Origin of the sequence: Shewanella inventionis (assembly GCF_014641855.1) — a bacterium.
GTDB classification, from domain to species: domain Bacteria; phylum Pseudomonadota; class Gammaproteobacteria; order Enterobacterales; family Shewanellaceae; genus Shewanella; species Shewanella inventionis.
The window spans coordinates 60,630-86,641 of sequence record NZ_BMII01000020.1; the positions used below are offsets into that span (position 1 = coordinate 60,630).

Sequence of the window (26,012 nt, forward strand, 5' to 3'; positions counted from 1 at the left end):
TTTTTAATATAATTCATCAATCGCGCTAGTGCTTCGCGCACCCGTTTCTGGGCTGCTTAAGCTACTACGTAACGCACCAAACAATTCACGGCCCATGCCATACGCTGAATGGTGTAAGTCCACTGTCCCTGCGGTGCGGTTTGCAAGAATGTTTTCATCAACTAATAGCGTTAACTCACCTGTAGTTGCATCAATGCGAATTAAATCACCATCTTCAACTTTGGCAATTAATCCGCCGTCTAATGCTTCTGGCGTTAAGTGAATGGCAGCAGGTACTTTACCTGATGCACCAGACATACGTCCGTCAGTAACAAGCGCCACTCTAAAGCCTTTATCTTGTAAGGTACCTAAAAACGGCGTGAGTTTGTGTAGCTCAGGCATACCATTGGCTTTAGGGCCCTGACCTTTAACTACAACCACGCAATCTCGGTCTAGTGAGCCAGATTTAAACAAGGCATCAATTTCATTTTGATCGTTAATTACAACAGCAGGCGCTTCAATAACGCGGTTACCGGCAGGTACTGCAGATACTTTGATCACAGCGCGGCCAAGGTTACCTTTAAGTAGGGTTAAACCGCCGTTGCTTTGGAAAGGCGTATCAAGATGCGTTAATACTTCTTTGTCTAACGACTCAGTTACACCGTCAACCCACTTTAGCTCGCCATCAACAAAACGAGGTTCTTGGGTGTAACGACGTAAGCCATAGCCAGCGACGGTGTTGACATCTTCGTGAATTAAGCCGCCATCAAGCAATTCTTTAACCAATAAGGCCATACCGCCAGCAGCATGGAAATGGTTAATATCAGCATGACCATTAGGATACACGCGAGCCAATAATGGCACTGATGCAGATAAATCTGAAAAATCATCCCAGTTGACAATAATGCCAGCTGCACGTGCAATCGCCACGATGTGCATGGTTAAGTTAGTTGAACCGCCTGTTGCAAGTAACGCAACAATACCGTTAACCACTGATTTTTCGTTAACCACTTCACCAATTGGTGTGTATTGCGTGCCCATTGCAGTTAAACGGCACACTTGCTTAGCCGCTATTTTGCTCAATTCGTCACGCAATGGATCATCAGGGTTTACAAATGAAGAACCTGGTAACTGTAATCCCATCACTTCAAGCATTAACTGGTTAGAGTTAGCCGTGCCATAAAAAGTACAAGTACCGGCACTGTGGTATGACTTTGATTCAGCCTCAAGTAATGCAGCACGATCAACCTGCCCTTGAGCAAACTGCTGACGAACACGGGCTTTTTCTTTGTTTGGAATACCAGACTTCATTGGGCCAGCTGGCACAAATAGCATGGGTAAATGGCCAAAACTTAACGCACCAATCAATAAACCCGGTACAATTTTGTCACAAATCCCAAGCAGTAATGCACCGTCAAACATGTTGTGCGATAAGCCAACTGCAGTAGACATTGCAATCACTTCGCGGCTCAGTAGGCTCAGCTCCATGCCTGGTTGACCTTGAGTCACGCCGTCACACATCGCCGGAACACCCGCGGCAACTTGTGCCACACTGCCCACATCCATACACGCCTGTTTAAGCATATTTGGATAGGTTTCGTATGGTTGGTGAGCCGATAACATGTCGTTAAATGCAGTAACAATACCAATGTTCGCTTTAGTCAGTTGGCGCAGAGAATCTTTTTCAGCTGGCTGACATGCTGCAAAACCATGAGCGAGGTTGCCACAGCTTAATGCGCTACGATGAACACCTTTAGCTTTAGCATCGTTTAGGGCTGATAGATATTTATCACGCGATGGTTTGCTGCGAGCAATAATTCTATCAGTTACGCTTTGTACTACTAAATGCATGGTAAAACTCCTTACGCGCTATAGAACACATCAACGGGCGTTTTACGCTGCGCTAATACGGCTCTAATGGGCATTTGGGTAACATCATCACTTTCAAGAGCTTGATGATATACAGTTAATTTTGGCGCACCGACAAGATGCAAATAAATCTGACGACTATTTAAAATGGCATCTTTAGACAGCGTAATGCGAGCGTGAGGTGCTGTTGTGGGATTAACGGCAGCACACAAGGCTTTGGTGGTCAGTGCATTATCTAATTCTTTACTGCACGGAAACCATGAACAGGTATGTCCATCAGTGCCCATGCCTAATACCACAACGTCAAATGGACGAGGGAAATTGGCTAAAGATTCGCTGGTCATGTCACAACCCGCTTCTGGCGTGGCAAACATGTTTTTAAGGCCACGAAATTTGGCGCTGGCAGCACGATTTTGCAATAAATGTTCGCGAACTAATCGTTCATTTGAGTCTTGCTCATCGGCATTAACCCAACGCTCGTCAGCTAATGTGACGTAGACATCACTCCAATCAACTAACTTTTGGCTTAACAGTTGAAACAGTTTGAGTGGTGTTGACCCGCCTGAAACAACAAGACTGGCTTTACCACGAGTATCAACAGCATCTTGTAACTGCTTAGCAATTTTGTCGGCAAGCTTAGCTTCAAGATCCGCTGGTGAATCAAATGATTTAAATACAGTTTCTTTAATCATGTTTGCTCCCTACTCGTCCCAAGAACGGCCGTCTTTAGTGATTAACGCAACAGACGCTACAGGACCCCATGTACCAGCAGGGTAAGGTTTTGGCTTTTCACCGCTTTGTTCCCAAGACTGAATGATCCCGTCAACCCACTTCCATGCCTGTTCTACTTCGTCACGACGCACGAATAAGGCCTGGTTGCCTAACATGGCTTCTAATAATAAACGTTCATAGGCATCGGCAATGCGTTCACTCTTAAAGGTGTCGGTAAAACTTAAATCCAGTTTGGTGGTTTGTAGGCGTTGCTTTTGCTCAAGACCTGGCACCTTGTTCATCATCTGGATTTCAACCCCTTCGTGAGGCTGTAAACGAATGGTTAATTTGTTCGGTGGCAGATTACGGTAGCTTGCGCGATACAAATTGTGTGGTGGGTTTTTAAAGTACACCACAATTTCACTGCTCTTAAACGGCATACGCTTACCACTGCGTAAATAGAATGGCACGCCAGCCCAACGCCAGTTGTCAATATCAACTCGAAGCGCCACAAAGGTTTCTGTGTTTGAGTTGGTGTTCGCGTCATCTTCTTCTAAATAACCTGGCACAGGTGAGCCTTTTAAGAAGCCAGCGCTATATTGACCACGTACAGTGTTTTCATACACGTTGTCTTGATTGATTGGACGCAACGATTTAAGCACTTTAACTTTTTCATCACGAATACTGTCAGCGTCCAGGTTAACTGGCGGGTCCATTGCAACAAGCGTTAACACTTGTAGTAAATGGTTTTGGATCATATCGCGCATTTGCCCTGCGCCATCAAAGTAACCCCAGCGGCCTTCAATACCGACTTCTTCAGCAACGGTAATTTGGACATGATCAATTGTGCGGTTATCCCACTTAGAAGCAAACAACGAGTTAGCAAAACGCAGTGCAATCAAGTTTTGTACTGTTTCTTTACCTAAATAATGGTCAATACGGTAAACCTGGTTTTCGTTAAAGAACTCAGCAACTTGATCGTTAATTACATGCGATGAAGCTAAATCGGTACCAATAGGTTTTTCTAATACGACACGAGTATCTGATTTAATTAAATCTTGTTCATGCAAACAACGACAGATAGCACCAAAAATAGAAGGAGGAGTTGCGAAGTAATTCACCATGACACGTTTACTTGGCTCAAGTAAATCATGGAAAGCTTTATAGCCTTCTGGCTCAGTAAAGTTGGTGCCGATGTAATGACAACGACTCAAAAAGCGTTCTAACGTGGTTGGGCAAATTTCATCTTTAACAAAGGTATTTAATGCTTTGGTTACCAGCGCAATGAATTCTTCATGTGTGAATGCATCTTTTGCTACACCAATAACCTTGGTTTCTTTATCAAGTAACTCTGCTTTGTCTAGCTGATATAGTGAAGGTAGTAGTTTACGCCTAGCTAAGTCACCTTTGGTACCAAAAAGTACAAAGTCACAAGCCTTGGCTCCAGTTGATTTGCCCATTGCTGAAAGCTCTCCTGATGGTATGTGTGCGCCATGTTCGAATTCTGTCGATGAATAAAAACACACTTTTGTTGTAATATAACAACAGAATTTAAATATTGCATCTTTAATTTACAAATATTGCACTGTTGTTGAACTAGTCATATATAGTAAATATCTGGTATGATTTTCCACCTATAACAAGGCTTAAGAACCATTTTTACGTGATCTAGGTCTTGAAAAATAACAACAGGATCGTGTCAAAGGTAAAAAAATAACTTAAATCACGAAATTCCTGTAAGTTATGGTATAAAACTACATCACCTACTTTTTAGCTACTATTTTAGCGGATGCTTGCTTATGAATACCCTAGAAAAGGTTCAAAAAAGCCTTACCCAATTTAGTAAATCGGAACGTAAAGTTGCCGAAGTCATATTAGCCTCACCGCAAACAGCTATACATTCAAGTATCGCAACTCTGGCCAAAATGGCCGATGTGAGTGAGCCAACCGTTAACCGTTTTTGTCGTCGACTCGATACCAAAGGCTTCCCTGATTTTAAGTTACATTTGGCTCAAAGTCTTGCTAACGGTACACCTTATGTTAGTCGACATGTAGAAGAAGACGACTCACCAGACTCCTATACAACAAAAATCTTTGAATCTTCAATGGCATCGCTAGATACTGCACGCCAAAGCCTTGATACCGCCGCAATCAATAAAGCGGTAGATGTGCTGACCCAAGCCAAAACCATTTCGTTTTTTGGTCTTGGGGCTTCTTCTGCTGTTGCCCACGATGCACAAAACAAATTCTTCCGTTTTAACGTGCCTGTGATTTGTTTTGACGATGTTTTAATGCAGCGCATGAGTTGCATTAACTGTAATGAAGGTGACGTTGTTGTGCTTATCTCGCACACTGGTCGTACTAAATCATTAATCGAAATTGCGCGAATAGCTCGTGAAAATGGCGCCGCAGTTATCGGTATAACCGCCCGTAACTCGCCCTTATCATTAGAGTGTACGTTACCTGTCACGATGGAAGTACCAGAAGATACCGACATGTACTTACCTATGGCGTCACGTTTAGCACAGTTAGTGACAATCGATGTGTTAGCAACAGGCTTTACCTTGCGTCGTGGACCTCGATTCCGTGACAATTTAAAGCGTGTTAAAGAAGTTTTAAAAGAATCTCGCGTCAACAAAGACCTGACGATTTAACGCTATAACGACTGTCAGAGCTGTTAAATAATTACACAATACTCAACGAGGTGTGTGTAAATTCATCGCTAAATGAGCAGTTGAACAGCTAATAAAGGCCAAGGGGATCTTCCCCTTGGCCTTTTTATTGTAAAAATCACTTATCTGTCACATAAATTACACAGCAAAATTCGTCTTTTTGTTTGTAACTTTACTACATTATTTGAGAATGTCTGTTAATATAGTTACATCATTTAAGTACTCAGACTGTTAATGTACTTTTAATAACCGAATTCTATTTAACACAAAATCTTTCTTTTCATTTAACGGAGTATCTCATGTTCCGCAGAACTAAAATCGTTACTACACTTGGACCAGCAACTGATCGCGATGACAATTTACGTAAAATTATCGCAGCAGGCGCTAACGTGGTTAGACTTAACTTTTCACACGGTTCACCAGAAGATCATTTAAAACGTGCAACTGATGCACGTAATATCGCTAAAGAATTAGGTAAGCATGTTGCTATTCTAGGTGACTTGCAAGGCCCTAAAATTCGTGTTTCAACCTTCAAAGACAACAAAAAAATTAAGCTTAACCTAGGTGACACATTCATCCTTGACGCTGAATTAGCAAAAGGCGAAGGTGACGAAAACCAAGTGGGTATCGATTACAAACAATTACCTGATGATGTGGTAATTGGTGATATTTTGATGCTTGATGATGGTCGTGTTCAACTACGAGTAGATCGTGTTGAAGGCCGTAAAGTGTTTACCACTGTGACTGTTGCGGGTCCTTTGTCTAACAACAAAGGCATCAACAAAAAAGGCGGCGGATTAACAGCTCCTGCATTAACTGAAAAAGACATGGCTGACATTAAAACAGCAGCCATGATTGATGTTGATTATTTAGCGGTATCATTTCCACGTACAGGTGCTGATTTAGATCTCGCACGTAAACTTGCTTTAGAAGCAGGCAGCAAAGCATTAATCGTTGCTAAAGTTGAACGTGCTGAAGCCGTTGAAACTGACGAAGCAATGGATGATGTGATTAAAGCATCAGACGTTGTGATGGTTGCTCGTGGTGATTTAGGTGTTGAAATTGGCGATGCTGCATTAGTTGCAGTACAAAAGCGTTTAATTCAACGTTCACGCCAGTTAAACAAAGCAGTGATCACTGCGACCCAAATGATGGAGTCAATGATCACCAGCCCAATGCCAACACGTGCAGAAGTGATGGACGTAGCAAACGCAGTATTAGACGGCACCGACGCGGTGATGTTGTCTGCTGAAACCGCTGCAGGTGACTTCCCTGAAGAAACCGTTAAAGCAATGGCTAACGTGTGTCTAGGCGCAGAATCACACCCAAGTGTGAAAGTGTCAAAACACCGTATGGATCAAAGCTTCACGTCTGTTGAAGAAACCATCGCACTTTCTACTATGTATGCGGCTAACCACTTAGCTGGCGTGAAAGCGATTATCTCGTTAACTGAATCTGGCGCAACAGCTAAGTTAATGTCACGTATTAGCTCAGGCTTACCGATTTTTGCACTATCTCGTCATCAAAAAACCTTGGCAAGCATGGCGTTATACCGTGGTGTTCAGCCAATTGAGTTTGACTCAACAGCTTATCCAGCTGATTTACTAGCTCAAGAAGCATTAAATTGCATGGTTAAAGCCGGTTTCTTATCAAGTGGTGACATGGTATTAATGACCAAAGGTGATGCGATGGAAACCATCGGTGGCACTAACACTTGTAAAGTACTTGTTGTAGCTTAAGTAGCTAATCACGACCCACTCAAAGCGGTGAATCGCGAACCTGTGGGTTGATACCAAACTAAGCCAACCTTGCGGTTGGCTTTTTTATTATCATTCATAAATGGTAATAGCAACCAGGATAAATAAGTGATCAGAGATTGCTTAGAAAAACGGCTTAAAATAAGGCTGAAATTGCAGCGAGCTCCTTCTACCTTAAAAATTCTAACGATGTTAACCAGTAAGAATGATCACATTCTTGTGCTGATTGGTTATTTGTATGTTAGAGACTGTTTTTATGCGCGGTGTAAGTATCTGATCCCATCATACCTGTAAGTCTCATCGCCCTCACCTGATGATCAAATAAATTGCCGCAGTTAACTCCCAATCTAACCGACAATGTGTCACAAACCAGCGGATATCGACAATAAAAAAGCCCCAACTGAGTCAGGGCTTAATTTTTACTGCGCTAATTTTTACTGCACTAATTTTTACTTCACTATTTTACAGTCATTATAGCTTATCGAAATCATTCACATTGATGGCTGCCAAACGCAGCTTATTGGCTTCAACAAGCTGTTTATGTTCAGCTTCTGTAATAATGTCTTTATCAAGTGCAACATCAAATAGTTCAAGCATTGGTAATTTAGACTTTAAATGACCGCTGCGTTGCGCTTTTTTCAGCTTTTTATACACATCTTTTGCGGCGTATTTCGCTAAAAATGCATTTTCTACTTCAGCAATACCGCTGGTGTCACCGTCAAACTCACCACATAAGAAGGTAATGCGGTTTCGAGCTGGTCCAGGTTTCAGCATGCCTTTACACACTTCAACTGCATTTTTATCGCTAGGCGCATTAAAATGGTTACCCAATGGGAATATAAGCACACGTAATAATACCCCAGCAATTTTACTTGGAAAATTACGAATGGCATCCTCTAGTGCTTTTGCGGCCAAGTGCAATCGTTCTGTCATTGCATAATGCACAGCAGGTAAATCATCTTGTTGGCGACCATTGTCTTCAAACAATTTTAACGTTGCTGATGCAAGATACAATTGGCTCAATACATCACCCATACGTGCAGAAATCATTTCTTTACGTTTAAGATCGCCACCCATAATCAACATAGACAAGTCAGTCATGATAGCAAGTGATGACGAAATACGTGTCATGTCGCGATAATATTGCTGAGTTGGACCACTCACTGGTGCACTGGCAAAACGACTGCCCGTTAACGCACTACCAAATGAACGTAATGCATTACCAATGGCATAACCCATATGACCAAGCAGTAATGAATCGAAACGATCTAATGCCGAGGTTTCATCTTCCATACCAGCGGCTTCCATTTCAGCCAGTACGTATGGGTGACAGCGTGTTGCACCTTGACCAAAAATCATCAATGAACGCGTAAGAATGTTTGCACCTTCTACGGTAATTGAGATTGGATTAGCCATAAATGCATGACCTAAATAGTTTTTAGGTCCTAACTGAATCCCCTTACCTGATTGAATATCCATGGCATCTTCGAGTACATCACGACCTAACTCAGTCATGTGATACTTAGCAATAGCTGTTACAACTGAAGGTTTTACCTTTAAATCGATACCTTGTGTAGTTAAGCGGCGAGCAGCCTCAAGCTGGTAAGTGTTGGCAATAATGCGAGCCATGGCTTCTTGCACGCCCTCAAAATTACCAATTGGCATACCAAACTGTTGACGTACGTAGCTGTATGCAGTGGTGGTTTTAGTTGCCACATGCCCCGATGCAGTTGCCAGTGCTGGTAACGAAATACCGCGCCCCGCTGACAAACATTCAACTAGCATGCGCCAGCCTTTACCTGCAAATTGAGGACCACCAATAATCCAGTCTAAAGGGATAAACACATCTTTGCCGCTTGTGGTACCGTTCATAAAGGCCATCATTAATGGATTATGACGACGACCAATTTCTACGCCTTCGTGATCGGTTGGGATTAAAGCACAGGTAATACCTAGATTTTTAACATCCCCCAATAAACCATCAGGGTCGCGCATTTGGAAGGCTAAACCTAATACCGTCGCCACTGGTGCAAGGGTAATATAGCGTTTGTTCCAGGTTAGACTTAAGCCAAGAGTGTCTTCGCCGTTAAACTCACGACGACACACAATGCCCACATCAGGGATTGCGCCTGCATCACTGCCCGCTTCAGGACCTGTTAATGCAAAGCAAGGGATGTCTTTACCTACTGCAAGCGACGGTAACCAGCGCTCTTTTTGCTCTTGAGTACCATAGTGAGTTAATAATTCACCAGGACCTAAAGAGTTAGGCACCATGACAGTTACCGCAGCGCTTACACTGCGAGTGGCAATTTTAGCCACAATCGTTGAATTCGCATAAGCTGAAAATTCACGACCACCGTATTTTTTAGGGATGATTAACGCAAAGAAGCCTTCTTCTTTAAAATATTGCCAAAGCTCTGGAGGTAAATCTTTACGATTATGTACGATATCAAAATCGTCAATCATGGTGAGGGCAGTTTGTACCTGATTGTCGATAAAATCTTGTTCTTCTGCGGTTAATGTTGGTTTACCGAAACCGTGCAAGGTATTCCAGTTTGGTTTTCCGCGGAATAACTCCCCTTCCCACCACACATCGCCCGCTTCCATGGCTTCTTTTTCGGTGCTAGACAGCGGTGGCAACACCTTTTTGAAGAACGAAAATACCGGACGCGTGATAAATTGCATGCGGATATTACGTACACCAAAGAGGACAATGATCGCAATCAATAGCAATATGACGATACTCATTTTATACCTTCTTAGTTTGTTAACACAGGGACAGCAACACCCGCTGCCATGTAGGGAATGACTTTACGAATAATTGCTTCAGTGTTGTTATGTTCTCCATAATCTGCTGCTGCAATCTCATTTAATGCGTCTGCTGATGCCATGGTGAACACTATGGTCCCCAGGGTGAAATGTAAACGCCAAAACATTTCTGCAGGTGGAATGTGCGGTGCGCTTGCAGAAACCGCTTTAACAAATGTAGCCAAATGTTCTGCATAATGCGTAGTAATAAACCAGCGTAAATGCCCTTGGCTTTCAATGTAGCCTCTGCCTAGCAACTGTAAAAAGATGATCGTTCCACCATTACGTACTTTATTTAATTCAAGTAACGGTTTAATTAAAGCAGAAAAAATCTCATTGAGTGAGGCATGCTCAGGTGCAAGGTGTAAGCGATTAATTTCAATTGATGCACTTGGCATAAAAACATCAAGGTATCTTGCTAATACAGCACGAATTAATTCTTTTTTAGAACCAAAATGGTAATTGACCGACGCCAAATTGACTTCGGCTTTACTGGTGATCAGTCTTAACGAAGTTTCAGAAAAACCTCTTTCAGCAAACAACTTTTCAGCTGCATCGAGTATTCTTGTTTTTGTATCAGTACGGCTTGCCATTCCATGACCCAAAGTTAATTTAAACACCCGTTTAAATTAATCATTGAGCGAACAGATGTCAATCGAAATTATTTGCTTTGTATCTAAAATCAAAACACCAAAAGCGTAACAACTGCACTAGATTGTTAACTTATATGCAATGAAGGCATTTTTTAGGTACACTGACGCCGATAAGAAAAACAAGGATGCCAATATAATGAACTTCCCTTTAAAACAACCGTCTCAAATTGCCCTTATTGTGTCACTCGCTTTAGGACTTAGCGCCTGTGATGCCCCCCAAGAAACGACCAGCGTTCCAGCAAACAACACACCGCAAATTGACAGTGCTGCTGCCATAGAATTTATCAATAAGGCTGAAGCGGATTTAGCCAATTTAAATGTTGAAGCCAATCGTGCAGAATGGATTTATTCAAACTTTATCACCGACGATACCGCCGCCTTGTCGGCTGCAATGGGTGAAAAAATCACTTCAACATCGGTACGATATGCAACCGAAGCGGCTAAATACGCCAATGTTGAGCTTGATGCTGTTAACGCAAGAAAATTAAATAGTTTACGCAGTAGTCTTGTGTTGCCTGCGCCATTAGATCCTGCTAAAAACGCAGAACTGGCCGGTATCGTATCTGAGCTCAATGGTTTATACGGTAAAGGTAAATACTGCTTCGCTGACGGGCGCTGTTTAACTCAGCCAGAATTGTCTAATTTAATGGCAGAGTCGAAAGACCCAGCTGTATTGCTAGAAGCATGGCAAGGGTGGCGTGAAATAGCTAAACCTATGCGGCCTCTGTTTGAGCGTGAAGTTGAACTCGCCAACCAAGGAGCAAAAGATTTAGGTTATGCTGATTTATCTGAATTATGGCGTAGCCAATATGACATGGATCCTGACGCATTTTCTGCCGAACTTGACCGTCTGTGGACACAAATAAAACCACTATACGACTCTTTGCATTGTTATGTACGTGGGGAATTAAACGAACAATACGGTGATGATGTCGCGCCTAAAACCGGCCCTATTCCGGCCCATCTATTAGGTAATATGTGGGCACAACAATGGGGCACCATTTATAACAGCGTTGCGCCAGAAAATGCAGACCCTGGTTACAACGTTACCGAACTCTTAGCAAAAAATGGTTACGACGAAATCAAAATGGTAAAGCAAGCTGAAGGCTTTTTTACCTCTTTAGGTTTTGACGCGCTACCAGAGAGTTTCTGGACTCGGTCGCTTTTTGTGCAACCGCAAGACCGAGACGTAGTCTGTCACGCATCAGCATGGGATTTGGATAATCTTGACGATATCCGAATTAAAATGTGCATTCAAAAAAATGCTGAAGACTTTACGGTTATCCACCATGAGTTAGGCCATAATTTTTATCAACGCGCATACAAAAATCAGCCATTTATTTTTAAAAATTCAGCAAATGACGGGTTCCACGAAGCCATTGGTGACACTATCGCGTTATCGATAACACCTAAATATTTGCAACAAATTGGCTTGCTAGACACAGTACCAGACGCCTCTAAAGACATTGGCCTACTTTTGCGTCAAGCCTTAGATAAAATTGCCTTTATGCCGTTTGGTTTAATGATTGATCAATGGCGCTGGCAGGTGTTTAACGGCACAATTAAGCCAGATCAATATAACCAGGCCTGGTGGGATTTACGTGAAAAATATCAAGGCGTAAAAGCCCCTATAGCACGCACTGAAGCAGATTTTGACCCAGGAGCAAAATACCATGTACCTGGTAATGTTCCGTATACCCGTTACTTTTTAGCACATGTATTACAGTTCCAATTTCACAAAGCTTTGTGTGATATTGCTGGAGATACCGGCCCAGTTCATCGTTGCAGTATTTATGGCAACAAAGAAGCTGGTGCTAAGTTAAATGAGATGCTTGAAATGGGAGCGAGCCAACCTTGGCCAGAAGCGCTCAATGTTGTCACTGGAACCAAGCAAATGGATGCCAAGGCAGTACTCGATTACTTTGCGCCATTACAAGTATGGTTAGATGAGCAAAACACTGAAGCTAACCGCCAATGTGGTTGGTAACGCGTTACCAATAGCACATAAGTAACAAAACAGGGCGCTGAGTAAGCGCCCTGTTTTTATCTAAAACCGCTGCCTTTTCGATTCAACTCGCTGGTTTCTATTTTCTTTTGATGTGATTTTTTTAGCATCACAAATACGGCTCCAACCCCGCCTTGGTTACGGGTGGCTGAATGATAGGCCACAACGGGTTCAAGTTGTTGCAACCAATGACATACGGCAGACTTCATTAACCCAGGATAAGGTTTACTTTTGTACCCTTTACCATGAATAACCAACACATTACGTTCGCCACGTTCATAAGCACTCAAGACACAATTAACCAAGCTATCACGCGCCTGCTTGAGGCGATATTCATGCAAGTCTAAAACCGTTTTAATGGGGTATTTACCCAACCTTAGCAGTTTAAATACGGCTTCTTGGATACCCTCAACTTTATAACTGACGATGTCATCGGGTTGTAGTGGATGAATTAAATGCGGATCAAGTGGTAATAACTGTAACAATTCATGTTGCTGTGCTGCTGCCCTTTTGGCTAACTGAGCTTCTGTGATACTTAATGGATTAAGCCACGTTTGTGATGATAAACTCTGGTTATCAGGTTTTAAGGGGGTGACATCAGCCATTTCTTGTAAAAATAAATCATTATCACTAAAAGCCATGGTTTACCTCCTACATACTTTGTAAAGATTATGCGCTTGGCAAAATCATTGAATAATTTATAGTTACGCTTACGGTATCGTGTTTAAGGTACCCTTTTCACCTATAAAATAGAGAAAACGCATTGAAAAAATTATTGTTTCGTTTTAACACAAACATCTTAGCTTACTTTATCCTTACCTTGTGTTTGTGTATTTTCACGCTTAAATCGTCTGCGTCAGAATCGGTTCCTCATAAAGCGCTTAATGCTAATTTTGCTAAATTAACGCAAGCATTTGAACAATTAGATCTGTCTAGCATTGAGCAAATATATACCGACGATGCAGCGTACATTTCAGAAACACAAGAAAAAGGCATTTTTTCTGGTAAAGACAATATCCTGAGCTTGTACACTCGTTTTTTCGATAAAATTAAACGCAAAAACGCCAAATTAGAAGTCGATTTTAGAGTATTAATACGTCACAGCGACGCAAATAGTGCAACTGATATTGGTTATTACCTAGTGCGTTTTCATCCTGGGGAGGACTCTGGCGAACCAATAAGTGAATTTGCGGGTAAATTTGTTACTGTCTTTGCCAAAGATAATAAAGGCAAATGGCAAATTAGCGTGGATTCGAACACCCATGCGTTACCTAAATTTTATTATGACGCTAAACCCGTCCCCAACCTTTATTATGGACGCCAATTCATTACATCTAAAAATATTGAACCGAGTTCAGCACCCTAATGAATGCCAATATAACAACAGCTCTATGCCCTTGTGGAAGTAAAACAACATATCAACAATGCTGCCAGCCTTTGCACAATCAACAACGACTCGCAACGTCGCCTGTTGAACTCATGCGCTCGCGTTATTGTGCCTTCGTCATCGGGCAATTTGATTATTTGATATCTACTCATCATCTTGATTATCGGCAAGGATTAACCGCATCACAATTAGCCAGTAACAAGACGCATTGGTTAGGCCTGCAAATCATTAACACACCCTTGTTTGACACTAGGGGTGAGGTTACATTTAAAGCCTGGTATCTTGAAGATAAACAGATAGATGCAATATACGAAACATCATCGTTCGTATTGGTTGACGGTTGCTGGTTATATACTCATGGTCAGCAAATGCACACCCGCCTTCCTGGTAGAAATGATCCGTGTATTTGCCACAGTGGTAAAAAATTTAAACAGTGCTGTGCAAAATTATGTCATTAATCCAATAATGGCAATGAGGTGGGTTGTTGGTCGATAAACTGAACAAAGTCACTTACTCTTATCGCTGGGCTATAAAGATAACCTTGGGCGTGATGACAGGCGCTTAAGGTTAAAAATGCTTCTTGTTCTTTGGTTTCAACCCCTTCAGCGGTTAATGAAATATTTAACGCTTTGGCCATGGCAATTATCGCGCTAACAATTTCACGGCTTTCACGGCTCGACGAAATATCCATAATAAATGAGCGGTCTATTTTTAACTTTGAAATGGGGAACTGTTTCAGATATTTCATTGAGCTGTAACCGGTTCCAAAATCATCAATTGCTAACCCCACACCTAACTCGGCCAGTTCGTGACATAAGTTAATGGCATAACGAACATCGCCCATTAACTCAGTTTCGGTGATTTCTAAAATTAACGTTTTAGGTTTGAGGCGATAGCGTGTGACTAAGCGCCAAACTTGTTCATATAAATTGCCGCTAAAAAACTGCCTTGCTGCAACGTTAACGTGCATGGCGATATTTACATTTTTATGCTGCCATAAATTAAGTTGCTTGCAGGCAGTTTCAAGTACCCATTCACCAATGGGATTGATTAATCCTGTTTGTTCAGCAATATCAATAAACGAACCTGGATACAACACCCCTTTTTTAGGGTGATGCCAACGTATTAACGCTTCAGCACCAATATATTGATTGGTTTGTAAATCCATTAAGGGCTGGTAATAAAGCTCAAACTCTCGCCCTTTAATCGCTTGTTGTAAATCTCGTTCGATTTCTGCATTACTGGTAAACGAATCTAATAAATCAGCATTAAAGAACTGATAATGCATTTCAGACTTACCCTTGGCGTATTGCAAAGTTATGTCGGCACAGGATAAAGGAGAAAACATGCCAGCAACTGATTGAATATCGACAACGGCAATGGCAGGCTTTGGATCGACTTTTTCTCGAGAAATCACCGCTGGCGCAGCTAAACTCAAATAAAGTCGCTTAATCATTTGCTCGTGCTCACCCGAATTTGCACCCTGTTCATGCATTTGAGGCGGCAGCAAGACGGCAAACTCATCACTGCCGACTCTTGCAACATCAATGGCCTTTACCGAAAAGGAAAAGTGCTTTAAACGGCGAGCGACTTCGATCAGCAATGCGTCACCTTGTTCATGACCATGCGTATCGTTAAACCGTTTAAAACTCATTAAATCAATCAGAATTAAGGTGCCGTCAACGGCACGATCCAATTGCTGAGTAAAATAACTGCGGTTGTGCAAACCGGTTAAGCTGCAATGCCAAGCCAAATACTCTAATTCGGCTTTATGTAAATACTCACTGGAATTATCATAGCTAGACACTAACGCGTAGTGTTTACCGAGCTCAGTAACAAAAGGGGTAATATGATAATTAAGCCAATATTGGCTTCCATCAACACGGGTTAATTTTATATTACCTTTAACTATCTCATTATCATGAAGTTTTTTTACAATCACATCCAATAGATTAGGATTAGATCTAAAAATATCCAAGTTCATTGCACTATGGTGCTCGATAGAAGTCCTGGCAAGACCAGTCATTTTTTCATGCGCGCCGTTCACATACTCGACAATTTTAGTCTCAGTATTAACCAACATCACCACATGTTCTGATTGCTCAGTAGCATTACGCAGTAAGTAAATTTGTTCATTGCTGTCGTAAGTGTAGCGAGTGGCAAGAGTGAGCGCTAATTGATCGGCACATTGAACAGCAAATTGAATGTCTGCTTTTAGCCATTTATGTTGTTCAACAAACTCAATTGAAAGCACCCCTTCTATATGTCCATTGATACGAATGGCGACATCAAGGCGGGTGTTTATATTGTGGTGCTGATAATAAGCGATGAATTGTGGAATTTGCGCGCTTTGCGGATCATCAGAAGAAAGAAGGTAACGATGGGATCGAAGTTCAGTGAAATAGAGCGGGTCAATTGCCGACGTTTGGCGTAAAGATGCATTATGTTCAAGCATATTAGCAACATGGCTAGCAACTAAATTATGCTGGCAAACATGAAATACATCAAGTTTACTGGGAGTAGAGTCATCCTGGCTTAACAACCACACCGACACAAAAGACGCGTCAAAGTGCTCTCTTAAAAGTTGGCATACCAACTCAGAGGTTGCGGTAAAATCACCTTGTTGTTTAGCACTGGAATTTACAATTAATTCCAATAAGTGCTGTTGCTCTTTTCGATTCATTTAAATTCCGAAACGTGATCGAACGACTCAACTGTTCTGACTTGCATCACTTCAATGTGATTTTTTATATTTTTTATTTAATGACAAGGCAGCTACAAAAAATTTGAGTGCAATTTGGGAACATTGTCCGCTTTACTCATGTATACAAGGCTAATGTATACAAAGGCTTTTCAGTAAACAAGAGTTAGCTACTATACTGACTAATAATGGCGAAGATTACACTTTTTACCTATTAACAGCAAACATTTAGTTAGGTTTTTAAACAAGCGAGACAATACGCTGAACCGAGTTTAAGTTATTCATTTAATGGAACAAAAATGAACCGAAATCCATCTCTGCTCCAATATTGCTTTGCTTTGTAATTGTTTCTTTACAATGCGTTTTCGAGCTGAAAAATCATTTTTTCAACACTAAAGGCAAAATCTAAGGTTAACGCGCATTGATCTGCTGTGTGATGAATGCTTGCTTTTGTGCCCGGAAATCGTTGTTCTGCCGCTAATTTTAGTGCGCTAGCTCTTGCTAAGGCATCATCACCGATAAAACTCAACTCCAGTAATGTGTCTTGTGCTTCTACTACTGCGCCAATATCAACGAAGCTTCCGCAATCGGCACAACTGTCGTTAACATTATCGGCTTGCTGCTGTTTAATTTGCTTGATCATATCGTGTCCTCAACTGCCTACGTCAATGTGTGACAAGCATGCTAACCTAAACAGCAGAAATTTATATTTGCCAAGCTCACAAATAGTCAACTTCGTTTTATTACGCCAGGATTTGGCTTATTTTTCTCTGCGTCGCGATTTGATCAACAAAATGCATCTCTTCAATAATATTGTGTTGTTGATATAAATTGAGGGCTTTACGTTTTGTCAGCACGTCGCAGTTGCTTAAGACTTCAACCATGGCGTCAGGTTGTGAGCCTCTGATAACTAAAGCTTCTGGCGTTAATGCTTGTTGTAATTGAAATTGGCGAGCACCCTCGCGTTGAAAAGTCGCTGCGTTATCGGTTAGGGTAATGTCAGTGGAGACATCAGCAATTAACGCTTGCGCGGGTGGGAGCGAAAATGTTTTGCGAAGTTTTTGTTCAACGCTCAGGTCCTTGTCAAACTGAAATTGCGCCATGTCGCGTGCATCGGCTGACAACATAGCCAATAGTAAACCAAATTCTCCACGACGATTGTGTTCAACCGCCCCGTTTAATCGGCTGCCTATTTGTAACTCATTGACTAATGTTGACTCAATTTGCATATAAAAACATCACTACAACTGCTCAGTGATATTTTATCGACCAAATAAATCAAAACTTTAAAAAATTTTCATTTTTAGGCTTTACATACAAAGGGTTTGTGAATACTATGGCGGCCGCAATTGAGGAGGGGTTCCCGAGTGGCCAAAGGGATCAGACTGTAAATCTGACGGCTCCGCCTTCGAAGGTTCGAATCCTTCTCCCTCCACCATTTGCCTGTTGTATCTTGTACCCGTTTTAGTCATGTATATGATTAAAACAAAAGCGTTAAAGTGTAAATAGAAAGTAAGCAATAAAGAAAAATCTGGAGGGGTTCCCGAGTGGCCAAAGGGATCAGACTGTAAATCTGACGGCTCCGCCTTCGAAGGTTCGAATCCTTCTCCCTCCACCATTTTCTTTATTATCTTCTTTCGCTGTGGAGGGGTTCCCGAGTGGCCAAAGGGATCAGACTGTAAATCTGACGGCTCCGCCTTCGAAGGTTCGAATCCTTCTCCCTCCACCATTTTACATCTCGTTAAGCCTTAACATTTCCAGCTTGTTGTTATCCTCACTGTACACTCATCAATAATCTATTGATTTACTTCTATAAATCTCATTTTTTATCCCGTTAACATTTATTTCTTCTTTTCATTTTTTATTTTGGTTATGATTTATTTCCATTTGTAATAACGAGTTTTGTCATGCCAACTACTTGGGTCAATCAGGCCATCGCAAAAATTGAAGCAGATTACCAACGTTCTGCAGACACGCATTTAATCAAATTAGATTTACCGCAATTAGTCGGCGTTGATATCTATTTAAAAGACGAGAGCACTCACCCAACCGGCAGTTTAAAACATCGTTTAGCCCGCTCGTTATTTTTATATGCATTATGTAATGGTTGGGTAAAGCAAGGCACGCCCATCATAGAATCATCATCAGGCAGCACCGCCGTCTCTGAGGCCTATTTTGCTCGCTTACTGGGCTTGCCGTTTATTGCTGTTATGCCAAAAACAACGGCCAAAAAGAAAATTCAACAAATTGAGTTTTACGGTGGTCAGTGCCACTTTGTCGATAATGGTAGCCTAATGTATGCAGAGTCAGAACGGTTAGCTCGTGAACTCAATGGCCACTACATGGATCAATTTACTTATGCAGAGCGGGCAACTGATTGGCGTGGTAATAACAACATCGCTGATTCTATTTTTAGTCAAATGGAAAAAGAGCCTCACCCCATTCCAAGTTGGATTGTGATGAGCCCAGGTACTGGCGGCACAAGTGCCACCATAGGCCGTTATATTCGATATCAACAACGTGCAACCCAGTTATGTGTCGTTGATCCTGAAAACTCCGTTTTTTATGATTATTTTCAACGTGGTGATGCCTCAATAATGAGTAATAAAAGCAGTAAAATTGAAGGCATTGGCAGGCCTAGAGTTGAGCCATCATTTATTGCTGGGGTCGTTGACAGTATGTTGCAAATACCCGATGCAGCCTCAATTGCAACAATACAATGGTTAGAACAATTGATTGGCCGTAAAACAGGGGCATCGACAGGTACTAATTTATATGGCGCACTCTTATTGGCGACTAAAATGCGACAAGCTGGTGAAAGCGGTTCAATCGTGACGTTAATTTGTGATGCGGGTGAGCGTTACCTCGACACTTATTACAATCCACAATGGATCGACACCCATATTGGCTGCTTTGAACATTATCGCCAAAAGCTTGAAAATTTTAATGATAGTGGTTTGCTTTAAGTCACCTCACCTCAATACAACAATGCCGCAGATTATTTGCGGCATTATTTTATCATTTGAATATATGGACTTATACCAAGATCATTCTATTAATCGATATTTAAATATTTGTGGGTCTGAATAGACAAGCGCCAGTTACGAGCAATACAAACTTGCATTGCAAGCTGTGTTGCGCGGGGCTTTTGACTAATAGGTTGTAAACAAATGGTTTTGCCTGTGACGTCGATGTCATTCAGTAGTGCATCTAATTCATCAATATGTTTTTCTGTGGCGATGGGGTGTTTAATTTCATTGGCGCGCACTAACGCTTGCTCAAGTACTTTATAACCGCCTTTCATATTCACTTTAGGCGACACCGTCACCCAAACCGAGTCATGACATTTAACTTCAAAAGTGCCACTGGTCTCAATTTGAACCTGATACCCTGCTGCAATAAAGTCATTTGTCAGTTCAGTTAAATCATATAAACATGGCTCACCACCAGTTAACACGATGTGCTTTGCCGTAAAGCCTTTATCTTTAAAAGCTTGGATTAAACTGCTGCCGGTATGATCGGCCCAACGGCCAATAGTGCCATCAACTTGGATAACTTGCTCTGCGCTGACTTTATTTTCAGGCAACACATCCCAGGTTTGTTTAGTATCACACCAAGCACACCCCACAGGACAACCCTGTAAGCGAACGAAAAGTGCCGCGACTCCGGTCAAAGAGCCCTCACCTTGTATTGTTTGAAATACTTCGTTAACTGGATATTTCATCATTTACCTTACTTTTAACGCCTAGCAATAGCACCAGACAAATAACAGGGCGGCATTTATAGAGGATTTTACCGCCAGCTGCAAGTATTTACGCGACGTGCTTTGCACTTGTGCTGACCTTAGGTAAACTATCTGTTCGATATTTTTGAACAACAAGAGTAATAGCGCCAACTGTTTATCGGTGCGTTAAGAGTATTTATGTCAAACACTGCATCACACTCAACAAAAGCATTAGTCGTATTCAGCGGCGGACAAGATTCAACCACTTGCCTGATTCAAGCATTGTCAGAATACGATGAAGTCCATGGCATCACTTTTGATTATGGTCAGCGCCACCGACAAGAAATAGAAGTGGCAAAATCATTAGCGTTTGAGCTCAATTTAGCCAGCCATAAAGTGATGGACACCACCTTGTTAAACGAGCTAGCAATATCAGCATTAACACGTGATGCAATTCCTGTGTCGCACGAGCTTATGAATAACGGCTTGCCTAACACATTTGTGCCGGGGCGTAATATATTATTTTTAACATTGGCAGGTATTTATGCCTACCAACTTGGCTGTGATGTCATTATCACAGGCGTGTGCGAAACAGACTTTTCAGGCTACCCAGATTGCCGAAATGAATTTATTCAGTCAATGCAGCAATCGTTAGCTTTAGGAATGGACAAGCCATTGAAGATAGTCACGCCGTTAATGTGGCTCAATAAAGCTGAAACCTGGGCTTTGGCTGATAAATATCAACAATTAGCGTTAGTGCAAAATAAAACCCTAACCTGTTATAACGGTATCATTGGCACGGGTTGTGGCGACTGTCCTGCTTGTTTGCTTCGCCAGCGTGGTCTTGATGATTATTTACAAAACCAACAGGCAGTTATGGCATCATTAAACAGTAAAATGCAATAACAGCAAACACAGCCATTAACACTGCGACATGTTATAATAATAAAATATCATTGATTGCCGGGGGTTGCCTAACAACGCCCCCTGCCATTGTAATAACTTGATTTCATATTGGTTGTTATCCTGACAGCTTCAACTAAAACGATTAGAGGTAATTGTGGCTAAACAATCAAGCTCAGTTGGACCCTATCATTTTTTAGTCGTGATCAGCTTACTCTGTATCGCCTTGTTTGCTGCTGACATCCCTTCCCCCCCTTTTTATCCAATAGATCAATATTTTAGTTATCGTTACGACGATATCCAACATGGCCAGGTGTGGCGATTAGTGACTGGAAACTTATTGCATACAAACCTATGGCACCTGCTGATGAATTTAGCCGGCTTTTGGGTGATTGTTTTTTTACATGACGTGCACTATAAACGTCACCCAGAGAAGCTGGTTTTACTCTTTGTGTGCTTATGCTTACTTGAAGGTATCGGGTTATACCTATTTTACCCAAGCTTAAAAGCCTATGTCGGCCTAAGTGGTATTTTGCATGGCTTATTTGCCTTTGGCGCCTTAATGGATATCCGTAAAGGTTATTATTCAGGGTACTTACTACTGCTTGGTGTTATCGCTAAAGTGGCATATGAACAATATTTTGGTGCAACAGAAAGTGTAACGGCATTAATTGGTGCAAGAGTAGCAACAGAGTCTCATCTTGTGGGCTTAATTTGTGGTTTACTGTGTGCGCTTTGCTGGTCTTTTGTTGCTAACCGATTTAAATATAATAAGTTATCTTAACCAGCAGAATAAACTCGTCATTGCTTGTCAGATTTTTCAGTTACCGTATCGTTGTTTTGAGTTTCATTGCCAAGTTTATCAAGCGGTGCTTTAGAGGTTAATTTTTCAGCCTCCTGTGCTCGCTCAACTAATTTATTGTATTCAGATTCAGTAATTAAATAGCTTTTTAGCGGTGGTAAAGTGCTAGCAGCTTTTTGCTCCAATGGAATGTCTGCCAAACCACTGATGTCCACTCGCCCGAATATAAGGGCAATGGCTATCACAATGACATGGATCATGAGCACCACAAACCAACTATTATTCGCCATTAAACGTGTTAATTTTCCGCTTAAGCCAGCCTCTTGTGGCAAGGATTCATCAGACAATAACGGCTCATTAGTTTCACTAATGGGTGATATCACACCTTTAAACTGTAATTGAATATCATCGGCTATGTGCTGTTGATGTTGCTCAAGAGTGTCAACATCGAAGTTATTTTCATCGCTAATGAAGGGGGTCACATCGAGGTTAAACTGAATGTGTTCAACGTCATCCTCAGGTGTCAACCTTGTTGTGTTCATATGCTCAACCTACATCACATGCTTTGATATTTGGCTTAAGTATAACGTGAATCACCATTTTATTAGCATTGTATTTATCTATATTCATATTAAAAAAGTGAACTCCAGCTATTTTAAGGGAACTTAATCAACTGAATAAAATGATAAAAACCAAAAATCACAACTTTCAGCTTACACGTGTTCACCTAAATGTGGCTATTTGAAATTGGGGCTGATAGACTAATGCTCATAGTCGTTTTAAGGTTGTTACGTTTAACCCTAAAAGATTAACAGGCCAGCACAGCTTAAGATCAATCCACGTTTTCAAACAGGATAGTATGAACTCTTTAACCGATACATTAATTACCGAGCAATCCACTGCAGCGGTTTCAATATCTGACTATTCGCACAAAGAAGAACTCGCCAATGCCATATCCCATGCGCTTGGTGTATTTGCGGGTATAGTGGGGTTAATTTTAATGTTATTAAAAGCACCACCAGAATTGTCTTTTATGCAAATCAGTGGCGTTACTGTGTATGGCATAAGCATCATTGTGCTTTTTATGGCCTCAACGTTATATCACTCCAGTAAAAGCCAGCTCTGGCGTAAACGTTTTAAAATGGCCGATCATTGTGCTATTTATACGTTAATTGCGGGTACATACACTCCGTTAATGTTAATTAGCATTCAAAGCCCGCAAGCCACAATAGTCTTAGCGTCTATTTGGACGCTAGCATTAGGCGGCATTGTGTTTAAAACCCTCTTTATTGGCCGATTTAAAGCCTTTAGCGTGATACTGTATTTAATTATGGGTTGGTTATGCGTCACGGTAATGGGCGATTTAAAAAGCCAAATGAGTGATTTAGGTTTAGGCCTGTTACTTGCTGGGGGGATATTTTACAGTCTTGGTGTGATATTTTACGTAGGCAAACGCATCCCATTTAACCATGCGATTTGGCATCTATTTGTATTAGGCGGCGCGTTTAATCACTTTTTGTGTATTTATCTTACCGTACTGTAAAAAATGATTAAAAGTTCGTTATCAACATTTATCAGCAAAAAATAAAATGCAGTTGTACATTGACTGCCATTTTTCTATCATCTATTGCTAATACATTCTCGGTTGCAAGAGCATGAATAAACTGACTCCTATGGAGCGAATATGGTTTATTGTTAATCTTATCCCCCACGGTTCTGTGTTACCTTACGGCGTAGTGGCTGACTTAGCAGGGCTTCCTGGGCGAGCGAGGTATGTCTCAAGGGCTCTTAGGCTGGCACCCGATCCACTTTTTCTACCATGGCACAGAGTAATCAATAGTCTGGGTAAAATTTCGTTTGCAAAAGACACTGAACCATTTCGTACACAAAAAGAATTGCTCAGATCAGAAGGTATTACAGTGAACGCTGGCAAGATTTCGTTGTCTCAATATCAATGGAAACCAGATCTCGCGACGTTAGTTTTTGAGCTACCCTTTTAAAGTCAAGCTGTTAACGTTATAAACTGTTAAGGTAATAACACATTGATCAATATATTTTTTCGCTCACTGACATTAATGTGCTTTATGAGCCCTGTGGCGTTTGTTCACGGTGCAGATAATGCTTTATCAACGGCTACGGATGGAGAATCAACTAAACAGTTGAACGCATCTGAAGTCAACGCAATTGCTGAAACAATAATACAACATCAGCCTCAAAGGCTGACAAACATTGACGAGCAAGCGGCAATTTTATCCCCTTTAATTGCTCATACAGCAAATTATACCGTCTTTTATGGCGACATCGAACTAGGCGTTGCACGTTATCGACTTCCTGCCACTAACAGCGGCTTTTATCGCTACGAATTTAACAGCGATGTGAGTTTATTGATGTTGTCTGACCAACGCAGTCTTAAAAGTGAGTTCACTTTAGAAAACGGTAAGTTGGTCCCTTTTCGATATGTTCACGAGCGAAGCGGTACCGGAAGTGACTACGCGGAACAAACCGCTTTTGCTAAAGCACAACAATTTATTCATACCATTTATAAAAAAGAAGCACTCAAGTTGCCCTATGAGGACAACATATTTGATCCTTTGGCCGTTCAATTGCAATTTAGAATGGATTTAGCGGCTAACATCAGGCCGTTAGACTATAAAATGGTAAAAGAAAAGGAAGTCGATGATTATCAATTTCGTGTCTTAGGTAAAGAAACGCTTGTACTAAAAAGTGGCACTTACGATACCGTAAAAGTCGAAGTGGTGCGTGAGGCAAAAAAGGCTAAAAAACGCCAAACCTATTTCTGGATGGCCACCAATCTTGCCTACCTGCCAGTACGATTAAGTCATTTTTCAAAAGGCAGTAAACAATTAGATATTCAGTTAGCTGACTACCATTTTGAAAAACCATTGCCACCGATGACACCAATTATGATCGATGGCCCTTTGTCGACAGACACAACCGCCATAGATGATTTAGTCACTGATGCTGAAAACAATACTGACATCAGTGATTCTGAATTAGATGAAATTAAACGTTTAGCGACTGATTAATTCACCTTGACGAAATATTTTCCATTCGCCAGGAGCCAATTTAATCCAGTTTTCATTATTGGTTAATGGTCTTGTGGCAATGACAGTGACCACGTCGTTTGGCGTGGTTTCTTTACTAAAATCAATCACCACATCAGTATCAATTAACGTTGCTTTACCAAACGGGGCACGGCGCGTGATATGACATAAATTGTTTGTGCAATACGCCATTAAATCAATCCCGTTGCTTAATAGCATATTAAATACTCCTAACTGACGAATTTCATCTGCCAGCTGGGCAATATAATCAAATACCGGCGCGACATCGTCAGGTTCATGCTCACCAAATTGGTTAACGACAGCATCTAAAATCCAGCAAAAAGCCAATTCACTGTCGGTATCGCCCACAGGTTGAAAACGAGAAACGCCAGCAAATTTTTCAGCGTAACCTGTTAATTGGCCATTATGAGCATAGGTCCAATAACGGCCCCATAACTCGCGAGTAAATGGGTGAGTATTAACTAAAGACACACAACCTCGATTGGCCTGGCGTATGTGGCTTACAACGATTTCACTTTTGATGGGATAAGATTTAATCAGCTCCGCAATATGTGATTTACTGCTCGGGCAAGCATCTTTAAATGTACGATTACCTTTACCTTCGTAAAACGTAATGCCCCAACCATCAACATGCGGGCCAGTTACCCCACCACGCTCAGCTAATCCGGTAAAACTAAACACAATATCTGTGGGTACATTGGCACTCATCGCCAGTAATTCGCACATTAAACTTGCCTTTATAGTTGTTAAATTACGCTAAATTGAGCGATTTTAATAAGTCGAACGTATTGTATCTACTATGCTTATAGAGTGGAATATTTCAAACACACAAATATTTAAACAATTGTTTGAAAAACACTTGTATTCGAGGCTACATCAGGTTAACTTTTATGTGACACAGGTCTGACCACAATCTTTCCTGTGAATGAGATCAACAATAAATAAGCTATTTTTG

23 protein-coding genes and 3 tRNA genes are annotated in these 26,012 nt (G+C 41.3%); 14 read left to right on the plus strand and 12 right to left on the minus strand.

Features of this window, described 5'->3' with window-relative positions; genetic code table 11:
- Positions 1–3: 3 nt before the first annotated feature.
- The 3 genes from edd to zwf are packed head-to-tail and all read right to left on the minus strand — an operon-like array spanning position 4 to position 4,019.
- Positions 4–1,830: a phosphogluconate dehydratase gene (gene edd, locus IEW93_RS12775; RefSeq protein ID WP_188739716.1), complete on the minus strand. Its 1,827-nt coding sequence runs from the start codon at positions 1,828–1,830 to the stop codon at positions 4–6.
- Between the two features lie 11 nt (positions 1,831–1,841).
- The gene (pgl, locus tag IEW93_RS12780) at positions 1,842–2,540 is read right to left on the minus strand and encodes a 6-phosphogluconolactonase (RefSeq protein WP_188739717.1); all 699 of its coding nucleotides are present in this window, start codon (positions 2,538–2,540) and stop codon (positions 1,842–1,844) included.
- Positions 2,541–2,549: 9 nt separating this feature from the next.
- On the minus strand, positions 2,550–4,019 hold the full coding sequence (gene zwf / locus IEW93_RS12785; protein WP_188739718.1) for a glucose-6-phosphate dehydrogenase: 1,470 nt from the start codon (positions 4,017–4,019) through the stop codon (positions 2,550–2,552).
- Between the two features lie 339 nt (positions 4,020–4,358).
- On the opposite strand from zwf, the gene IEW93_RS12790 reads away from it, so the two are divergent.
- The gene (locus IEW93_RS12790) at positions 4,359–5,213 is read left to right on the plus strand and encodes a MurR/RpiR family transcriptional regulator (RefSeq protein ID WP_188739719.1); all 855 of its coding nucleotides are present in this window, start codon (positions 4,359–4,361) and stop codon (positions 5,211–5,213) included.
- 317 nt (positions 5,214–5,530) lie between these two features.
- On the plus strand, positions 5,531–6,970 hold the full coding sequence (pyk, locus tag IEW93_RS12795) for a pyruvate kinase (RefSeq protein WP_188739720.1): 1,440 nt from the start codon (positions 5,531–5,533) through the stop codon (positions 6,968–6,970).
- 489 nt (positions 6,971–7,459) lie between these two features.
- Here pyk and IEW93_RS12800 read toward each other — a convergent pair whose 3' ends face one another.
- Both IEW93_RS12800 and psrA read right to left on the minus strand, forming a co-directional pair.
- Positions 7,460–9,736 carry an acyl-CoA dehydrogenase gene (locus IEW93_RS12800; protein WP_188739721.1) on the minus strand — a complete coding sequence of 759 codons (2,277 nt, stop codon included), beginning with the start codon at positions 9,734–9,736 and terminating at the stop codon, positions 7,460–7,462.
- Positions 9,737–9,747: 11 nt separating this feature from the next.
- Positions 9,748–10,389 (minus strand): TetR family transcriptional repressor PsrA, encoded by a 642-nt coding sequence (gene psrA / locus IEW93_RS12805; protein ID WP_188739722.1) that lies wholly within the window; start codon positions 10,387–10,389, stop codon positions 9,748–9,750.
- A 196-nt stretch (positions 10,390–10,585) separates the two neighbouring features.
- Between psrA and IEW93_RS12810 the strand changes: the two genes are divergently transcribed.
- A complete protein-coding gene (locus IEW93_RS12810; RefSeq protein ID WP_188739723.1) occupies positions 10,586–12,436 on the plus strand; it encodes a M2 family metallopeptidase in 1,851 nt (616 codons plus the stop codon).
- Positions 12,437–12,492: 56 nt separating this feature from the next.
- Here IEW93_RS12810 and smrA read toward each other — a convergent pair whose 3' ends face one another.
- Entirely contained in the window at positions 12,493–13,095 is a 603-nt protein-coding gene (smrA, locus tag IEW93_RS12815) for a DNA endonuclease SmrA (protein WP_188739724.1), read from the minus strand.
- A gap of 122 nt (positions 13,096–13,217) precedes the next feature.
- Between smrA and IEW93_RS12820 the strand changes: the two genes are divergently transcribed.
- Both IEW93_RS12820 and IEW93_RS12825 read left to right on the plus strand, forming a co-directional pair.
- Positions 13,218–13,820, plus strand: a complete 603-nt coding sequence (locus IEW93_RS12820) for a YybH family protein (protein ID WP_229706685.1) — start codon at positions 13,218–13,220, stop codon at positions 13,818–13,820.
- The gene (locus IEW93_RS12825; protein ID WP_188739725.1) at positions 13,820–14,299 is read left to right on the plus strand and encodes a YchJ family protein; all 480 of its coding nucleotides are present in this window, start codon (positions 13,820–13,822) and stop codon (positions 14,297–14,299) included. The genes IEW93_RS12820 and IEW93_RS12825 overlap by 1 nt, the downstream gene beginning before the upstream one ends.
- Here the strand turns inward: IEW93_RS12825 and IEW93_RS12830 are convergent.
- The 3 genes from IEW93_RS12830 to IEW93_RS12840 all read right to left on the minus strand — a co-directional run bounded on the left by IEW93_RS12830 (position 14,296) and on the right by IEW93_RS12840 (position 17,771).
- A complete protein-coding gene (locus IEW93_RS12830; protein WP_188739726.1) occupies positions 14,296–16,524 on the minus strand; it encodes a putative bifunctional diguanylate cyclase/phosphodiesterase in 2,229 nt (742 codons plus the stop codon). The two genes, IEW93_RS12825 and IEW93_RS12830, sit on opposite strands and share 4 nt — an antisense overlap.
- A gap of 370 nt (positions 16,525–16,894) precedes the next feature.
- On the minus strand, positions 16,895–17,185 hold the full coding sequence (locus tag IEW93_RS12835) for a DUF406 family protein (RefSeq protein ID WP_188739727.1): 291 nt from the start codon (positions 17,183–17,185) through the stop codon (positions 16,895–16,897).
- 100 nt (positions 17,186–17,285) lie between these two features.
- Positions 17,286–17,771 (minus strand): VC2046/SO_2500 family protein, encoded by a 486-nt coding sequence (locus IEW93_RS12840; RefSeq protein WP_188739728.1) that lies wholly within the window; start codon positions 17,769–17,771, stop codon positions 17,286–17,288.
- Between the two features lie 124 nt (positions 17,772–17,895).
- On the opposite strand from IEW93_RS12840, the gene IEW93_RS12845 reads away from it, so the two are divergent.
- The 4 genes from IEW93_RS12845 to IEW93_RS12860 all read left to right on the plus strand — a co-directional run bounded on the left by IEW93_RS12845 (position 17,896) and on the right by IEW93_RS12860 (position 19,508).
- Positions 17,896–17,980, plus strand: a tRNA-Tyr gene (locus IEW93_RS12845).
- A 95-nt stretch (positions 17,981–18,075) separates the two neighbouring features.
- Positions 18,076–18,160: transfer RNA gene (locus tag IEW93_RS12850), tRNA-Tyr, on the plus strand.
- Between the two features lie 26 nt (positions 18,161–18,186).
- Positions 18,187–18,271: transfer RNA gene (locus tag IEW93_RS12855), tRNA-Tyr, on the plus strand.
- A 178-nt stretch (positions 18,272–18,449) separates the two neighbouring features.
- On the plus strand, positions 18,450–19,508 hold the full coding sequence (locus IEW93_RS12860; RefSeq protein WP_188739729.1) for a PLP-dependent cysteine synthase family protein: 1,059 nt from the start codon (positions 18,450–18,452) through the stop codon (positions 19,506–19,508).
- An 89-nt stretch (positions 19,509–19,597) separates the two neighbouring features.
- On the opposite strand, the gene queE is transcribed toward IEW93_RS12860, so the two are convergent.
- Positions 19,598–20,266, minus strand: a complete 669-nt coding sequence (queE, locus tag IEW93_RS12865) for a 7-carboxy-7-deazaguanine synthase QueE (protein ID WP_188739753.1) — start codon at positions 20,264–20,266, stop codon at positions 19,598–19,600.
- 198 nt (positions 20,267–20,464) lie between these two features.
- On the opposite strand from queE, the gene queC reads away from it, so the two are divergent.
- Both queC and rrtA read left to right on the plus strand, forming a co-directional pair.
- Complete coding sequence (queC, locus tag IEW93_RS12870) at positions 20,465–21,172, plus strand: 7-cyano-7-deazaguanine synthase QueC (protein ID WP_188739730.1); 708 nt, start codon at positions 20,465–20,467, stop codon at positions 21,170–21,172.
- 154 nt (positions 21,173–21,326) lie between these two features.
- Positions 21,327–21,953: a rhombosortase gene (gene rrtA / locus IEW93_RS12875; RefSeq protein WP_373284924.1), complete on the plus strand. Its 627-nt coding sequence runs from the start codon at positions 21,327–21,329 to the stop codon at positions 21,951–21,953.
- Between the two features lie 17 nt (positions 21,954–21,970).
- Here rrtA and IEW93_RS12880 read toward each other — a convergent pair whose 3' ends face one another.
- Positions 21,971–22,513, minus strand: a complete 543-nt coding sequence (locus IEW93_RS12880) for a hypothetical protein (RefSeq protein ID WP_188739731.1) — start codon at positions 22,511–22,513, stop codon at positions 21,971–21,973.
- A gap of 317 nt (positions 22,514–22,830) precedes the next feature.
- Here IEW93_RS12880 and trhA point away from each other — a divergent pair, with 317 nt between their 5' ends.
- From trhA to IEW93_RS12895, 3 genes are all read left to right on the plus strand, one after another.
- Entirely contained in the window at positions 22,831–23,514 is a 684-nt protein-coding gene (gene trhA, locus IEW93_RS12885) for a PAQR family membrane homeostasis protein TrhA (RefSeq protein WP_188739732.1), read from the plus strand.
- A gap of 112 nt (positions 23,515–23,626) precedes the next feature.
- Positions 23,627–23,971 carry an MGMT family protein gene (locus IEW93_RS12890; protein WP_188739733.1) on the plus strand — a complete coding sequence of 115 codons (345 nt, stop codon included), beginning with the start codon at positions 23,627–23,629 and terminating at the stop codon, positions 23,969–23,971.
- 42 nt (positions 23,972–24,013) lie between these two features.
- Positions 24,014–25,018 carry a DUF3108 domain-containing protein gene (locus IEW93_RS12895; protein WP_229706686.1) on the plus strand — a complete coding sequence of 335 codons (1,005 nt, stop codon included), beginning with the start codon at positions 24,014–24,016 and terminating at the stop codon, positions 25,016–25,018.
- Here the strand turns inward: IEW93_RS12895 and IEW93_RS12900 are convergent.
- On the minus strand, positions 25,004–25,783 hold the full coding sequence (locus tag IEW93_RS12900; RefSeq protein WP_188739734.1) for a class II glutamine amidotransferase: 780 nt from the start codon (positions 25,781–25,783) through the stop codon (positions 25,004–25,006). The two genes, IEW93_RS12895 and IEW93_RS12900, sit on opposite strands and share 15 nt — an antisense overlap.
- Positions 25,784–26,012: the final 229 nt, after the last annotated feature.

Bases quoted from the DNA above. Each gene is read 5' to 3' on its own strand.
- IEW93_RS12860 (WP_188739729.1), top strand. From the start codon at position 18,450: ATGCCAACTACTTGGGTCAATCAGGCCATCGCAAAAATTGAAGCAGAT.
- queE (WP_188739753.1), bottom strand. From the start codon at position 20,266: ATGAAATATCCAGTTAACGAAGTATTTCAAACAATACAAGGTGAGGGC.
- zwf (WP_188739718.1), bottom strand. From the start codon at position 4,019: ATGGGCAAATCAACTGGAGCCAAGGCTTGTGACTTTGTACTTTTTGGT.
- IEW93_RS12880 (WP_188739731.1), bottom strand. From the start codon at position 22,513: ATGAACACAACAAGGTTGACACCTGAGGATGACGTTGAACACATTCAG.
- IEW93_RS12810 (WP_188739723.1), top strand. From the start codon at position 10,586: ATGAACTTCCCTTTAAAACAACCGTCTCAAATTGCCCTTATTGTGTCA.
- IEW93_RS12890 (WP_188739733.1), top strand. From the start codon at position 23,627: ATGAATAAACTGACTCCTATGGAGCGAATATGGTTTATTGTTAATCTT.
- smrA (WP_188739724.1), bottom strand. From the start codon at position 13,095: ATGGCTTTTAGTGATAATGATTTATTTTTACAAGAAATGGCTGATGTC.
- IEW93_RS12840 (WP_188739728.1), bottom strand. From the start codon at position 17,771: ATGCAAATTGAGTCAACATTAGTCAATGAGTTACAAATAGGCAGCCGA.
- pyk (WP_188739720.1), top strand. From the start codon at position 5,531: ATGTTCCGCAGAACTAAAATCGTTACTACACTTGGACCAGCAACTGAT.
- IEW93_RS12830 (WP_188739726.1), bottom strand. From the start codon at position 16,524: ATGAATCGAAAAGAGCAACAGCACTTATTGGAATTAATTGTAAATTCC.
- edd (WP_188739716.1), bottom strand. From the start codon at position 1,830: ATGCATTTAGTAGTACAAAGCGTAACTGATAGAATTATTGCTCGCAGC.
- psrA (WP_188739722.1), bottom strand. From the start codon at position 10,389: ATGGCAAGCCGTACTGATACAAAAACAAGAATACTCGATGCAGCTGAA.
- trhA (WP_188739732.1), top strand. From the start codon at position 22,831: ATGAACTCTTTAACCGATACATTAATTACCGAGCAATCCACTGCAGCG.
- IEW93_RS12790 (WP_188739719.1), top strand. From the start codon at position 4,359: ATGAATACCCTAGAAAAGGTTCAAAAAAGCCTTACCCAATTTAGTAAA.
- pgl (WP_188739717.1), bottom strand. From the start codon at position 2,540: ATGATTAAAGAAACTGTATTTAAATCATTTGATTCACCAGCGGATCTT.
- IEW93_RS12900 (WP_188739734.1), bottom strand. From the start codon at position 25,783: ATGTGCGAATTACTGGCGATGAGTGCCAATGTACCCACAGATATTGTG.
- queC (WP_188739730.1), top strand. From the start codon at position 20,465: ATGTCAAACACTGCATCACACTCAACAAAAGCATTAGTCGTATTCAGC.
- IEW93_RS12825 (WP_188739725.1), top strand. From the start codon at position 13,820: ATGAATGCCAATATAACAACAGCTCTATGCCCTTGTGGAAGTAAAACA.
- IEW93_RS12800 (WP_188739721.1), bottom strand. From the start codon at position 9,736: ATGAGTATCGTCATATTGCTATTGATTGCGATCATTGTCCTCTTTGGT.
- IEW93_RS12835 (WP_188739727.1), bottom strand. From the start codon at position 17,185: ATGATCAAGCAAATTAAACAGCAGCAAGCCGATAATGTTAACGACAGT.